Source organism: Methanobrevibacter sp. (genome assembly GCF_036307625.1).
Taxonomy (GTDB): domain Archaea; phylum Methanobacteriota; class Methanobacteria; order Methanobacteriales; family Methanobacteriaceae; genus Methanocatella.
The window spans coordinates 1-15,173 of the sequence record NZ_JAXJXF010000081.1 but is presented as its reverse complement, the minus strand read 5'-3'; the positions used below and the strand labels follow the sequence as shown (position 1 = coordinate 15,173).

The window sequence follows — 15,173 nt, the reverse complement described above, 5'->3', positions numbered from 1 at the left end:
TAGTTGGATTGTACTGGAATTCAAAAGATCCAATTCAACACCCCTACATCAGTTACGCCAGTCGCAGCGACTATTCCAACGTGATACTGGAATTCGATTATGAAATGTCCGGCTGCATTGATTTTTCAAATAGCCTCATAAGCATTGCAATTGAAACCAATACCGGTGAAAACTATTATCTCACAATGAACAGATTCATTAAAAAAAATCATGTGAAAATAAACTTCAACAAGCTTACATTGCTTCCAGGAAATACCTATTTTGACAAGAAAGGCAAATCCGTAACTGTCAAAAAAGAAACAAAGTTGGATGTAACCAACATAAAATCCATCATGTTTTCATTGTCCCCTGTTAATTATGTTAACAGCAATCATTTTACAATTATGAAAAATAAGGATTTTTCATGCAGAATATACAACATAAATGTTGTCAACGGCGCAATCTGTGCTGAACAGCCAGCATTGGAACCTCATCAATACCGCCTTTGTGAAGGCTATGACGATATCTACAACATGAATCCTTTAAGATTATCCAACGAGATGAGGAAATTGGGATATGTCGGTTGGGTCAATCTATACATCGGAGCTTCACACTATTATGAAAAGTATGGTACTGTCGGTGATGTGATTACTGATATGGAGTTTAACAATGCCCGTACTGAAAAAATGGTTTTGGATAAAAAAGTGCCATTGAATAAAGCATTTAAAGCCTGGTTGGATTGCTATTCCCGCGAATTGAAAAAAAATGATGTGGAAAATCTTATTATCAGCGTTTCCATGGAAAATCTGCAATCACCTCACAGTTGGAGGCAAATGGATTGCAACGGAAATTTTGCAGTTACCGGATGGAGCCCTTCAACATTCATTTATAGTCCTTGCAATGATGAAGCTATCCAATATATGCAAAAGGTATCAGAAGCATGTCTTGACATTGTTACAGCCAATGGCTTTCAACCTATCCTTCAGATGGGTGAAGTTTGGTGGTGGTGGAATGAAAATGTATTGCCAGATCAGTCCCCATGCTTCTACGATGATTCAACCAAAGCAAAATATCTGGCTGAACATGGTACCGCATTGCCCGAATATGCGAATGTCTGGACTTTAGATTATGATAATGAGACCATGAACTGGATGAATCAGCAATTGGTAAAATACAGTGACTCCATAAGCAAAGTCGTTAAAAGCGACAAATATGATGACGGACTATACATAGCTTTATTTTTCCTGCCAAGTGTTGTAGATACCGACAGAGTTCCTACAATGATTAGAAATGTCAATTATCTTTCAGATGCATATTCCCCATATAAGCTGGACATTCTCCAGATTGAGGATTACGATTGGGTAATCTATGAAAGTATTCACCATAGGGAAGCATATGCGATTGGCCATGAATTAGGATTCAATGAATCAAATCTACATTATTTCGGAGGATTTGTATTATATCCTGAAGATGCAGCAAAATATTGGCCATTGATAGAAAAGGCATTGGAAGATGCAATAGATCACAAATTCAAGGAAGTTTATGTCTGGGCTGGTACACAGATTAGAAGAGACGGTAAAATTCTTGGATATGACGAATATGCAATATTGCAGAACCTGTTGATGAACAAAAAGCCGGGAATCGTTTCTCCGATAATAACTGCTCCTGAATATGCCTGTGCCGGTGAAAACTTCACAGTCAATATTCACACCAACGAATGGATTAACGGCGCTTTTAATGTCTATGAATATGATGATGGTGAAAAAGGAAAACTTTTGGCTTCAAATAAAATAACTAAAGGCTATTCGTCAGTTACATTGTCAAGCATCAGCATTGGTTTGAATAAGTTTTATTTGGAATTTGACTATGTGAAAGGAGGACACCATTTAATTCAGAACGTTTATATAATCGGAAACTCACAGAATATCTCAGTTAATGTTTCCAGTGAAATAGAAACCGGATCCAATGCATACATTACATTCAATGCTCCGGAAAGTACAAATGCAATCATATATATTACAGTTGACGGAAACCTTCATAAATCCTATTCGGTGGAACACGGAATATTCAAGGCATCAATTTTAAGACTGTCAAGCGGATATCATAATGTTTTAGTAAAGTACATCGGCGGAAAATATGTTGACGGCAAATTTATTGGAGACGCTTACTATAAAACATTCACAGTTAAAGTTGGTTCCAAATCAACCATTGAAACCAGTAATGTAACTGCAGAGTATAATTCCGGTGCAAGTCTTGTTGTGAATTTAAAAGATGCCAAAGGCAATGCATTGAAAGGAAAAATCATCAAAATAACTTTAAATGGCATTAACCATACAGTTACAACCGATAACAAAGGTCGGGCAACACTACCAATAGACATATTGCCTGGAAAATACATTGCTGAAATACTTTATGCAGGCGACGACACTTACATATCCACATATGCAACTGCAAATATCATTGTAAAAAAGATGGCTACAGAATTGACTGCAAAAGACATCAATATTATTTATGGAGATTCTGCCAACCTGGCAGTTACTTTAAAAGACGGCAAGAATAATGCAATGAAAGGAAAAGATATCATAATTACATTGAATGATATGAAATATGCATTAACTACCGACAAAAACGGGCAAATTTCATTGCCGATAGATATATTGCCTGGAAAATACACAGCAAAAATACTGTTTAAGGAAGATGAAATATATCTTTCATCATCCGCAAATGTCAACGTTATTGTGAATAAGACTGCAACTATCTTAACCGTTAATGACATCACAAACAGTTTAATCATTACTTTAAAGGATGCAAAAAATAACTCTTTGAAAGGAAAAGGCATTGCAGTAAACCTAAACGGCATGACCTATACAATCACTACAGATGACAAGGGTCAGGCAACACTGCCAATCGATTTACTTCCAGGAAAATACACAGCAAAAATACTGTTTAAAGAAGATAATACCTACCTGTCCTCCTCTGCAACAGTTCCTGTCGTTATAAATAAGATTGCTACATCTTTGACTTCAAATAACGTTAGTTTCACATATGGAAACCCAACCAATCTAATCATTACATTAAAAGATATTGAAAATAAAGCTTTGAATGCAAAAGAAATTACAATAAACCTAAACGGCAAAAATTATACATCAATTACAAATAATAAGGGACAGGCAACACTGCCAATCGATTTACTTCCAGGAAAATACACAGCAAAAATACAATTTAATGAAGACAACATCTACATATCCTCAGTTATTACTGTTGACATTTCTGTAAACAAGATTTCAACAAGCTTAACCTCCAATGAATTAAGTTTCACATATGGTGATGCTGCAGATTTATTTATTGTACTAAAAGACAGTAAAGGAAATGCCTTAAAAGGAAAAGACATTGCAATAAACCTAAACAGTACAACCCATACAATCACTACAGATGACAAAGGTCAGGCAACACTGCCAATCAATCTACTACCAGGAAAATACACAGCAAAAATACTGTTCAAGGAAGATGAAATTTATCTTTCATCATCATCCAATGCAAATATAGTCATAAATAAAGCTGCAACTTCCTTAGCCTCAAAAGACATGACTTTCACATATGGTGACATAGCTTATTTACCTATTACATTAAAAGACAATAAAAATAATGCTTTGAAAGGAAAAGAAATTACAATAAACCTAAACGGTACAACCCATACAGTCACTACCGACAACAACGGACACACAGCACTCCCAATCAATCTACTACCAGGAAAATACACAGCAAAAATACAATACAAACAAGACAATACTTACTTGTCCTCATTCGCTGATGCAGATATATCAATTAACAAGGCTGTAACTTCCTTAACCGCTGAAAACATCAGTGCAATATATGGAGATTCAGTCAGTCTGATTATTACATTAAAAGACAATAAAAATAATGCTTTGAAAGGAAAAGAAATTACAATAAACCTAAACGGCAAAAACCATGCTGCTACAACAGACAACAACGGACAAGCCACACTTCCAATCGATTTACTGCCTGGAAAATACACAGCGGAAATACAATTCAGAGAAGACAACATCTACTCAACATCAAACACCAATACTAACATAACTATAAGCAAAGCCTCAACTAGTTTATCAGCAAAAGACATCAATATCCTATATGATAATCCATCCAATCTAGTCATAACTTTGAAAAACAGTGAAGGAAATGTCTTGGCTGGAAAATTCGTTACCGTCAACTTAAATAATAAGGCATACACCATAAAAACAAATGCTAAAGGTCAGGCATTACTTAATGTGAATCTTGCAGCCAACAAATACAATGCAAAAGTCAGATTCGCCGGTGATGATACATACCTATCCTCAACCTGTACAGCCAAAATGACAGTCAACAAAGCAACTCCAAAAATTACCGCATCATCAAAAACATTTAAAGTTAAATCCAAAGTTAAAAAAGTAACTGTAACACTTAAAAATAAAAATAAAGCTATTAAAAATGCAGTTGTTAAATTAACCATCAACAAAAAGACCTACAAAGTTAGAACAAATTCCAAAGGCGATGCAGTTTTCAGCATCAAACTAACTAAAAAAGGCAAATTTAATGCAGTCTTTAAATATGACAGCAGTTCCAACTTCAAATCATCAACCAAAAATGTTTTGATAATCATTAAATAAGTTTAATCCTGTTTTATAATAGTTATATGCTAAAAATGATGTTCTGTTGTCTAAATTTATTACATTCATATTTATATCCTATTAGAAATTAATAATATACTATGAAAGACTTATTTGACAGTTGCGACTTTGGAGACTTGAAACTTAACAGCAGAATAGTTAGAACAGGTTTGTGGGAATCACAAAGGGAACCTTCTGGAAATTTCACACCAGAAATATACGATAGATATGAAAGCATTGCCGCAAGCGGTGTCGGACTGATTATTACAGAGGTAATTTCACTCTATCCCCACGATGTCTTTTCAAAATACACCCACACCATTAACTTTAATCGTTTTGTCAGAGAAGCGAAAGATTTAACAGACCTTGTCCATGTATATGACGTGCCCATTTTTGCCCAATTAGGTTTTGTACAGTATAACAAAAGAACAGAACAGAATATGAAATCTGAAAACCTGTCAATTGATGATATCAGAAAAATCCAAACTGACTTCATAATAGCCGCTCAAAAAATAGGTTATGCAGGTTTTGATGGAATACAGATTGCACTGGGCAATAATTATTTCCTAAGCCGTTTCATTAACCCTGCATTCAACTCCCGCAATGACAAATATGGTGGAAATACTCTAAACAGACTAAGAATCGTATTGGAAATCATTAAAGTAATCAAACAGAATACTTCATTACATATCAACTGTAGATTAAATGCTTTTGATGAGTCCTCAGATGGGATGACAATCGATGAAACGATTGAAATAGCCAAACTCCTTGAAAAGCATGGTGCCGATTCGCTTCAGATAACCCGTCCACGCTCTCCACAGTTCTTCACACGCAACACTGAAAACAATCCCCTAATCGATGCAACGGAAAAGATAATTGAAGAAGTTGACATTCCAGTTATTCTGGGTGGTGGAGCACGCAACCAAAATAAAGTAAATGATCTTTTGAATGAAACGAATATTGATTACATATCCATGCAAAGGCCCTTTGTTGCAGACCCAAGTTTTTTAGTCGATTGGCAAATCAAAGGTGATGGAGAAAGCTTTTGTCAGGCATGCAATAACTGTTACTGGAAAAAAACTAGTACCTGCCATTTGAAGCCCTGCTCTCCAGAGTATTACAAAAACAGTGAGTAAAAATGATTTGACTAAACTTACTAAGTTCTATTCAAATTTCTTTAAAAATGCGTATAGTATTGACATAACATGATTGAAATCCATTTCATTAAATTTATTTCTTTTAAAATCCAGCACCTCTGTTTGACAATTTTTTATTAAACTATTTAAATTTTCGATATCATCTTTAGAAGAGAAATAAAGGTTATTTTCAGGAATAAAAACTAGAACATCTGATTTTATATTGGCTAATTTATCTTCAATATTATAATCCAAAAGGACATCATACTGAAACTTAAAGTCATGGATGTCAATGCTATAGCTTTTTTCAACAAACTGATCCATAAATACATCAATTTCATCATTGGACATTTCCTGAAAAATCTTTTGGGAAAAGTACATGGAAAATATTACCTGATATACTGAAATCATAGTGTTTGAAAATGATTCATCATAACATTCACTGTTAAAATTAGCATTGTTTTCGATTATGTTTTTGATTCCTTTAATCATCACATACCTATATCCCGCAGTCTTATAGGAACTGCCACCAACAATATTGAATTTCATGTCATCAGGATACTCGCAAGCCCATGTATAAACTTCGTATCCTCCCATTCCAACTCCTAAAACACCCAATACATTATCATTACCCAATTTCTCTTTGATAAATTGCTTTTTAAAATTAACCTTATCTTTGAAATTATATTCCGGAAAATTATTCCCCAATCCAGTAGATGACGGACAGCAAGAATTAGGAAACCCTAAAGAAGCTATTGAAAGAATCAAATACTTGTTAAAATCAAAAGGCATGCCATCTGATGTGAATGAATGCAGTTCATTCAATGATAAACAGTTCCCTTCATAGCCATGGCAAAAGACAACAAGGTTGGTAATATTTTCACAATCATCGAATTTTGGTGTCCCTTTAATCAGATATTCCACTTCAACATTTTCAAGGGTTTCACCATTTTCAAATTCAAACTTTTCCATAATGTGCTTACCATATTCATGAACAAATTTGTTCGTATGTTGCAAAATAATCACCATTTAATGTATTCTGTTTAAATTTAATTAATTCATTATATAAATATATTTTACATTGTAAAAAAAATATTCATATAATTAATATAAGAAAATAGTTACTTGCATCTGAACATATTATAAAAGATACACTCAGATTAATTTAGATTGAATAGTTTTGGATGGAAATTCATAAACATAATCAAATATATCGTCCTGTTTGTACAACATCCCCTGTTTTTCGCATCTGCTTTTTAAAATTCCTTTTAATTTGCGGTCGTTTTTACCGTGAATAAATTCACGGTCACCAAACTCTTCAACATATATGTCCTTCAACCCAGGGAAAACTTCATCCAGTTTTCTATAGAAGTATTCGCGATTGCCTTTCCTTAAGGACAATCCCATATCCAAATTCAGAACTCCTTTGACGTTTTCATCAATGCAGCAATCCAGAATGGAGTTGATATTTTCCTCCGAGTCATTGATATACGGCAATATCGGACACAGCCAGACGATTGCTGGAATATCATTTTCATTTAATCTCCTCAGGACTTCCAATCGCCTTGATGCTGGACAGACATTCGGCTCAATTTTTTTGCACAGTTCATCATCGGTCGTGGTTATGGTAATCTGAACAACAGCTTTGGTTTTTTCATTGATTTTTTTAAGCAAATCCAAGTCCCGTAAAATCAAATCTGACTTTGTCAGACATGAGAAACCATATCCATATCTGTAAATTAATTCCAAACACTTGCGAACGTGTTGCAGCCTTTTTTCTATTGGAACATATGGATCAGTCATTGCTCCAGTTGTGACCATGAACGGCTTTCGTCTAATCAACTCCTTTTTGAGCAGCTCAGCCGCATTTTCCTTTACTTCAATATCTTCAAATTTATGATTTATCTGATATATTTCGCTTCTGGAATCACAATAGATACATCCATGAGTGCAACCCCTATAGAGATTAATGCCATAATCGGATGTGAAGATGCCCTTCGCTTTGATATAATGCATAATGAAAAATTTGAGGTTCATAGTATAATAACATTCTCAAATTCTGATGAATTGAAACTCTCGATAACTTCATTATCATCGAGTCCATTGTTGATTTTTACTAAAAAAACTTCCTATAATACTATACAGCCAAGCATTGATGTTAACAGTTTTGTTTAAATCAAAAAAAATAGAATTAGATGAAGAAATCTGATTTTTCAGATTCTCACATCATCGAAAAGCACTTTTTCTCCTTTTAAGTTCGATTCAGCATTTCCAACCAGATAAGACATATGAATAAGCTCATCCTTATATGTATAGGCGCTGCCCACTCCATCTTCACTTTTAATCTCAAAGCGAGTTTCCAATCCTTCATTTTTAACTTCTTCGAATTCATCACTTAATGCATCTTCAATAACGCTTTCAATTGTGTCCTTGTTAATTGTGAAAACATTGTCATTTACTTCAGCATTGATTAAATAGCTTTTAAGGATTTTTTCATGATACTCCCTATAGATTTCGGTATTTAAGAAGACTTCAAAACCTTTAATTTCACCATCGACCAATACCACAATGCCAGTCTGACCTTCAACTATATCGAATACATCCAAAAATTCGTTTAAATCCGCTTTTGCGTTTTCATAGCTTTCAGACATTGCCTGTGTCGGTGATGAAAATGACCTTGACATTTCAAGATCATCAATTGAATCCCAAACTGCCTGCTGAACATTAGCATTGTTTCTGAATGCATGATGTTTGGCAAGTCGTGTTCTGTAATTTGCTATATGTTCCGATTGTTTGAAGTCGCTTTCATATCTCCATCTTCCATGTTCGGTACAGTTCACAGGAATTTTCTTCTCGCTTTGTGGAGCAATCAGAATGGTTGCATCCATTATACGATTTTGATCTCCACCTACAATCTCTTCACCGTCCACCAAAAGAAGAGGAGCTACTGATTTGTTTTCAACAATGATTGTATTTACTGTTGACTGTTCACATTCCTTAACGTTTACAAGACCCAGCTCAAAACCTTTCTTAAGGGTTAACAAATCGATTTTATGATTTATAGGGGTTTTAATTGGAATGATTGCAACGTTTTTGTGAACCTGTTCATCCAGCAGTTCATAACTGGCCATCATCTGCATCACCTTCAAAATTTTTGCTTATGAAATCAACATCTATTTTTCCTAAATTGTCTGACAGATAGTGTATGTCGCTTTCGGGGTTTTCCACTTCTGCAACGTATTCGTCTGATGTCAATACCTTTGCCAATGCAATTGAACCAGTGATAAATTTAATTTTTGCAAAGTATTCATCGTTAATTTTATCATATAGACGTCCTGCACTCATTGATCCAATGACGACGGTGTTGGTGCTGTTTGCCACATAGCCTATTTTACCAAAATATCTCATTTCACAGGCTATTGCTTCAGTATCGTATTTATTGTCAGGTTCCTTGACTAGCTTGATTAGCCCATCAAGTTTCAGTGGCTTTGAACCGTGCATGTTTTGAAATGATTGTATTGTTATATACATTTATTATCACCTTGTGTATATCTTGTGTATTATACTATTTAAATGTTTTCTAAAAATTACAAAAAATTTAAAAAAAGAAGAATAAGTAATTAAAAAAAAATTGATATTTATACTATTTCGGAATTAAACTCTTCTACCAATTCAGGGTCATAATTATCTTTAAATGGGTCTTCACCATTGTCCAATTCCTTAATTTTTTCAATATCCTTCTTATTCAATTTGAAATCAAATACATCAATATTTTCCTTCATCCTATGAAATTTAACTGATTTGCATGAAAAAGGAATGTCTCTGTCTATCAGCCATCTGAAAATCACCTGAGCAGTACTTTTTTCGTATTTTTCTGCAATTTCCAAAAGAATCGGATTGGAAAACAAATCGTTTTCACCATCAGACAAAGGCCCCCAACTTTGATGAGCCACACCCAACTTTTTCATCATTTCATTAGCCTCATACTGCTGGAAATAAGGTGTGGTTTCAACCTGGTTAACCTGAGGAGTGATGTTGTTGTTCATGTCCAAGTCCAATAATCGAGCCGGATCAAAATTGGAAACACCAATGGACAATATTTTTCCTTCATTTTGCAAGTCCTCAAGTGCCCTATATGACCCATAATAATCACCAAATGGTTCATGAATAAGGAACAAATCAACATAATCAGTTTGTAAATCCTGCAATGATTTATTGACTGCCTTAATTGTTTTATCGTATCCTGAATTACTCACCCAATTTTTTGTGGTCAAATATAAATCATCACGTGAAATTTGAGATTCCTTGATTGCTTCACCAACTTCCTTTTCATTATAGTAAACCTGCGCATTATCGAATGAAGTATATCCTACTTCCAATGCATTGATTACGGCTTTTTTTGTTTCTTCTGGAGGAATATCATAAACACCGAAACTAATCATGGGTATTTTTTCATTATTGTTTAATTTTTTGAATTCCATTTTTTTAACTCACCAATTATATAATTAACTTTCATTTTAAAATTATTTAAATATTATTTCAAATATTGTTGGTCAAATGCAATTAACCCAAATTTTATTATAATGAAATTGTTTAAATCTAAATGAATCCGATTTAAAAATGTGAGATCCCTACCCAAAATATATGCAATTATTATCCCCAACTCTAATTATTTCTTTTTTTAACTAAAATCCAGATATATGTAAGTGCAGCCGATACGATGACAGCAATAAGAGTAGGACCTAAAAATATGGAATCAAAGCCTGCTGTTATTTGATAGACGACAAAACCGACTAACCATGAGAAAATGTTCCAGTACCAGTCTTTCGGTTCATTATTTCCTTTTCCAAAATAGAATGAAACTACAAGTACAGACGCCATTGGAGCAAATACCGAACTGATGAGATAAAGGAATGAAATGTAATGGTCCATAATTCCTGAAATTGCCAGAACTGCACTTAAAATACTCACTATGACACCTGCAATTTTAGGGTCCAGCCTATTAAATATTGCCTTTGCAGACTCGCCGGCTGAATTTGTTGCAAGGAAATTTGTTGTGACTGTTGAAAGGACAAGAATGATAACTCCCTGCACTCCAAGCCCTGAAATCAGAATTGCCTGTGAAATGTCAAGAGTTCCAATGCAGACAACTTCAACACCTATGAAATACATCCAAAGGCTTGCAACGGTATAAGCAAATGCTGATAAAGCTGTTGCCTTTTTGGGACTTTCCGCATCTTTAGTATAGTCGGAAATCACAGGCAGCCATGAAATCGGCATTGCAATTGAGATTTCAAAGATGTTCCAGAATGTCAATGTCTCTGAAGTGCCGACAGGCATTAAATGATACCCATTAATACCCAGCAGCCTGACGGACAATATGGCCAGCAGCAATGTCAAAATCATCATTATTATACTTGTTATTTTTGAAGTGCGCTGAAGACCTATAAAAACCCATATAGCTACAAAAAAAGCCAGAATTATACAGGTGAGAGCGAAAGATATTGGTACATTCAAACCCATTAGCGCCAATGCGCCCTGTGCATTCAATACCGCTACCCATGCAATGAGCTGCAGCACATTCAATGTGGCAAAAAACCGGGATCCGAAATTACCGAAAGTTGATTTGATTGATTCCATTGCATTGACCCTGAGGCGTGCTCCTATAAGCCCCACGAAATAAAGCATTATTCCCCCAATTACATGTCCAAGTATCAATGGAATCCATATGGAGTTGATTGGTGCTGCAGACCCTATCTGTATGCCTGCCTGAATTTCAGAAACTGAAATTGCAACACCAAACCATATAATCATATTAGTAAAAAGTCCCGTACGATTCTCCATATTCTGCCCTCAAAAATAGAAATTCAATTAAATTTATTCATTAAATAACATACATATTAATAATTAGATTATAATATATATAAAGATTTTCAGTACAAAACTGTACATTGAATAATTTTTATTACAATTTTTTAAAAAGAATTAAAAAATAAAGAATCAAATTTAAATGTTAGAATTTTTTAAGAATGCATGCATCAAATATTAAGATTTCCTAAAAAGGAAAATAATTAGATTTACCAATCTTTTAAATCCTTAATGGTCATATTAACAGTCAAAGGTGTTAAGCTAGGTCTTTTTTCAACAAACAATGCATATCCATCACTGTTCTTTTCATAATCCTGAACCAGACTGGATGTAATCATAATCAAATCATCGCTTTCCTGGTTTTCTTCCAAAGGATAATTGAACAACTCGGCCTTTTCAACATCAGTGTTGTCAATTACTTTTTTATCAAGCATTTTATGGGAAAGACTGGTTATTTTAACCTCTTCGGAACTGTAATTTGTAGGCACATTCAAATTGAACAAATCCACACCTTCAGGAAATCCTTCATTGATTATTTTTAAAACAACGTCATGCAAGACTTTTTTAGCAAAATCAAAGTTGAAATCCATATACCATTCGCCATTTTCATCCTGCTTATAAGAAGTTTTTGGATCTATGAATAATGAAACGGCTATTGCAGGAATGCCAAGGCTAACCGCTTCAAAAGCAGCACAAACCGTACCGGAAGATGTGATATCTGAACTTATGTTAAGGCCCTGATTTATTCCAGTTATTACCAAATCAGGCCTTTCATCCATCACATAATCTGCACCAACAATTACTGAATCTGCAGGACTGCCGGATACCGAATAAGCTAAACTCCCATCATCAAGTTCAAAGGATTTAACTTCAAGATGTTTAAACAATGATAAACGACGACCTACACTGCTGTTATTCTTGTCCGGAGCTACAACAACAACATTGGCCAAATCTTCAACTGCCTGTTTTGCGGCCAATATTCCAGGTGCAAATACACCATCGTCATTAGATATTAAGATATTCATAAAATCAAAACCATCAAGACATGTTATAATTAATATTTGGCAATATGATATAAAAATAATTTGGATATATAAATTTTACTTGAAAAGGTCAGTTATACCCGTGTTGAAAATATTCCCGAACATTTAATATTCATCCTAACGTTTTCATACCATGCCAAAATCCCAGACATATGATACATATAATTTGAATTCCATTTTATCCATTAAAACAATGAGTTAAAAAATATTTTAAAGTATAAATGAAATAGTATATTATAAAGGCGAAATTATATTATTGCTCTTCATTTGAACCGACAAGTTATTAAAACTAATTGAAAGAAGGGAAATTTATGATAGATACATTCTTTATATTGGATCAACTTGACAATTTCATGTATTTTCCAACTCTGATTATCATTATGCAGCTTCAGGATTGTATTTTACCATTAAAACGAAGGGCGTGCAAATCAGACTATTTCCCGAATCAGTGAAACTCCTATTTGAACCGTCAGATGGTGAAAATTCAGTATCTTCACTGCAGGCAATGCTAGTATCCACCGCTTCACGTGTGGGAACAGGCAACATCATAGGCGTGTCAACAGCAATCTGTTTTGGAGGTCCAGGATCAGTTTTTTGGATGTGGATAATGTGTATCATAGGTGCATCTTCTGCATTCATCGAAAGTACACTAGCTCAAATCTATAAAAGAAAGGATTCGAAAGGACACTTCTATGGTGGTCCAGCATATTATATCGATGAAGCATTGCATAAACCTAAAATAGCCATACTGTTTTGTATATTCTTAATTTCAACATACGCAGTTGGTTTTAATCTGCTGTGCTCTTTTAACCTCCAGTCAACATTCATGGACTATCCATTTTATAACCCTTCAACAACTCCCACCATCATCGGTGCAATACTAGCTATTTTAACTGGATACTGTCTGTTTGGTGGAGGTAAAAGAATAATGAAGGTTACTGGTACAATCGTCCCATTTATGGGAGTTTCTTATGTTATTGTAGCCTTAATCGTTATCATAGTCAATTATCATAACATCCCCTCAATGTTTGTTTTGATTTTCCAGGATGCCTTTGACTTTAAATCCATAGCCGGAGGTATTGTCGGTTCATGTTTAGTTTATGGAATTAAAAGAGGACTATTTTCAAATGAGGCAGGCGTAGGGTCTGCGCCAAACGCTTCAGCTTCTGCAAAGGTATCTCACCCTGCAAAACAAGGTTTGGTGCAAACTTTGTCCGTTTATATTGATACATTGCTTTTGTGTACTGCTACAGCACTAATGTGCTTGTCAACCGGTGTTGCAAGAGATGCAGCAGTTGCAGGTGCTCCATATGTACAGACTGCAATCGGTAGCGTTTTTGGTATTGCCGGACCACTTTTCATCACAGTCGCCATGGTGCTGTTTGCATTTACAACATTGATTGGAAATCTTTATTATGTTGATAACACATTGATTTTTTTAAATCACAGAAAGATGCCATCAAAAAGATTTATGCACATATTTTATTTAATGGCTTCTGCAATCATCTTTGTTGGTGCAATTATTCCAATGGATGCTGCTTGGGCTATGGCAGACATTACAATGGGCGGTATGACATTAATAAATTTGCCTGTTTGTGTGATGTTGGGCAAACGTGCTATCGACTGTCTTAAAGACTATGAAACTCAAAAAAAGGCAGGAAAAAATCCGATTTTTAAAGCAAGTTCAATTGGGCTGAACGAAGAGGAACTAGATACCTGGAAATGACCGATATTTCCAAAGCCCCTATATTAACACCACAAAAAAATCACCTAAATTTATTATACTCCCAAATCAAATATTATCACAATGAGTGAAAAATACATCAGACAAAACAAAACATCCTATTCCATTGTAAAAAACTCAAGAACATTAGCAAAAATCACCAATCTGGAAGATGCAATTTTCATAAGGGATTTGCTAATTGATTCAAATTGGGATTTAAAAAATATTCCTCAAATCCTTAAAAAAGATGATAAATATATGGTTTTAACTGTTTATGATGACAAGATTTTTATCTTGGCCAAATACAAACAGAAGCCAGATGAAAATACCATTTTCAAACTTGTCAAAAGGCATGAAAGAAATCCGAACAATTCCAAATACGGTCTCAATATTTCCAGAATTATGGACACATTCATAATTACAAAACAGATTGCCGGAGAGAGCCATATCTTTGGAGTGTATGACAATCTTGAGGATGCCGAATTTGTCCGAAACTTCCTTTTGGACCATCAATGGAACGTCAATGAATTTGAAAGCGTAGAATATGATGAAGAAACGGACACTTACAAAGTTGTTTTGGTTATTGATGATTATGCCTATGTTCTGGATTCTTTCAATACTTATGATATTGACTTAAACAAAACATATGAAGAGTTTTTAACAAAGATATCTAAGCACAAATATGGCCTTGCAAATTATCCTCACCTTGATGGGCTGAAAAATAGGATACCTGAGCTTGAGGATGAACTGGATGTTGAAT

11 protein-coding genes are annotated in these 15,173 nt (G+C 34.4%); 4 read left to right on the top strand and 7 right to left on the bottom strand.

Features of this window, described 5'->3' with window-relative positions; all coding sequences use genetic code 11:
- Together UIB65_RS05165 and UIB65_RS05160 are read left to right on the top strand one after the other, a co-directional pair.
- The coding region (locus UIB65_RS05165; protein WP_330040034.1) for an Ig-like domain repeat protein at positions 1-4,643 on the top strand (4,643 nt) is incomplete at its 5' end.
- Between the two features lie 101 nt (positions 4,644-4,744).
- Positions 4,745-5,779 carry a HisA/HisF-related TIM barrel protein gene (locus UIB65_RS05160; RefSeq protein WP_330040033.1) on the top strand — a complete coding sequence of 345 codons (1,035 nt, stop codon included), beginning with the start codon at positions 4,745-4,747 and terminating at the stop codon, positions 5,777-5,779.
- A 27-nt stretch (positions 5,780-5,806) separates the two neighbouring features.
- Here UIB65_RS05160 and UIB65_RS05155 read toward each other — a convergent pair whose 3' ends face one another.
- The 7 genes from UIB65_RS05155 to surE all read right to left on the bottom strand — a co-directional run bounded on the left by UIB65_RS05155 (position 5,807) and on the right by surE (position 12,672).
- Complete coding sequence (locus UIB65_RS05155; protein ID WP_330040032.1) at positions 5,807-6,751, bottom strand: hypothetical protein; 945 nt, start codon at positions 6,749-6,751, stop codon at positions 5,807-5,809.
- A 183-nt stretch (positions 6,752-6,934) separates the two neighbouring features.
- Entirely contained in the window at positions 6,935-7,795 is an 861-nt protein-coding gene (locus UIB65_RS05150; RefSeq protein WP_330040031.1) for a radical SAM protein, read from the bottom strand.
- A 197-nt stretch (positions 7,796-7,992) separates the two neighbouring features.
- Positions 7,993-8,913, bottom strand: a complete 921-nt coding sequence (locus UIB65_RS05145) for a DUF6569 family protein (protein WP_330040030.1) — start codon at positions 8,911-8,913, stop codon at positions 7,993-7,995.
- Positions 8,897-9,310 (bottom strand): hypothetical protein, encoded by a 414-nt coding sequence (locus UIB65_RS05140; protein WP_330040035.1) that lies wholly within the window; start codon positions 9,308-9,310, stop codon positions 8,897-8,899. The genes UIB65_RS05145 and UIB65_RS05140 overlap by 17 nt, the downstream gene beginning before the upstream one ends.
- 107 nt (positions 9,311-9,417) lie before the next feature.
- On the bottom strand, positions 9,418-10,260 hold the full coding sequence (locus UIB65_RS05135) for an aldo/keto reductase (protein WP_330040029.1): 843 nt from the start codon (positions 10,258-10,260) through the stop codon (positions 9,418-9,420).
- A 184-nt stretch (positions 10,261-10,444) separates the two neighbouring features.
- The gene (locus tag UIB65_RS05130) at positions 10,445-11,623 is read right to left on the bottom strand and encodes a cytosine permease (RefSeq protein WP_330040028.1); all 1,179 of its coding nucleotides are present in this window, start codon (positions 11,621-11,623) and stop codon (positions 10,445-10,447) included.
- Positions 11,624-11,856: 233 nt separating this feature from the next.
- Complete coding sequence (gene surE / locus UIB65_RS05125; protein ID WP_330040027.1) at positions 11,857-12,672, bottom strand: 5'/3'-nucleotidase SurE; 816 nt, start codon at positions 12,670-12,672, stop codon at positions 11,857-11,859.
- A gap of 439 nt (positions 12,673-13,111) precedes the next feature.
- Between surE and UIB65_RS05120 the strand changes: the two genes are divergently transcribed.
- A complete protein-coding gene (locus UIB65_RS05120; RefSeq protein ID WP_330040026.1) occupies positions 13,112-14,416 on the top strand; it encodes an alanine/glycine:cation symporter family protein in 1,305 nt (434 codons plus the stop codon).
- Positions 14,417-14,497: 81 nt separating this feature from the next.
- Positions 14,498-15,173, top strand: a 676-nt coding sequence (locus UIB65_RS05115) for a hypothetical protein (protein ID WP_330040025.1), incomplete at its 3' end; no start/stop codon positions are given.

Bases quoted from the DNA above. Each gene is read 5' to 3' on its own strand.
- UIB65_RS05140 (WP_330040035.1), bottom strand. From the start codon at position 9,310: ATGTATATAACAATACAATCATTTCAAAACATGCACGGTTCAAAGCCA.
- UIB65_RS05160 (WP_330040033.1), top strand. From the start codon at position 4,745: ATGAAAGACTTATTTGACAGTTGCGACTTTGGAGACTTGAAACTTAAC.
- surE (WP_330040027.1), bottom strand. From the start codon at position 12,672: ATGAATATCTTAATATCTAATGACGATGGTGTATTTGCACCTGGAATA.
- UIB65_RS05130 (WP_330040028.1), bottom strand. From the start codon at position 11,623: ATGGAGAATCGTACGGGACTTTTTACTAATATGATTATATGGTTTGGT.
- UIB65_RS05145 (WP_330040030.1), bottom strand. From the start codon at position 8,913: ATGATGGCCAGTTATGAACTGCTGGATGAACAGGTTCACAAAAACGTT.
- UIB65_RS05135 (WP_330040029.1), bottom strand. From the start codon at position 10,260: ATGGAATTCAAAAAATTAAACAATAATGAAAAAATACCCATGATTAGT.
- UIB65_RS05150 (WP_330040031.1), bottom strand. From the start codon at position 7,795: ATGCATTATATCAAAGCGAAGGGCATCTTCACATCCGATTATGGCATT.
- UIB65_RS05155 (WP_330040032.1), bottom strand. From the start codon at position 6,751: ATGGAAAAGTTTGAATTTGAAAATGGTGAAACCCTTGAAAATGTTGAA.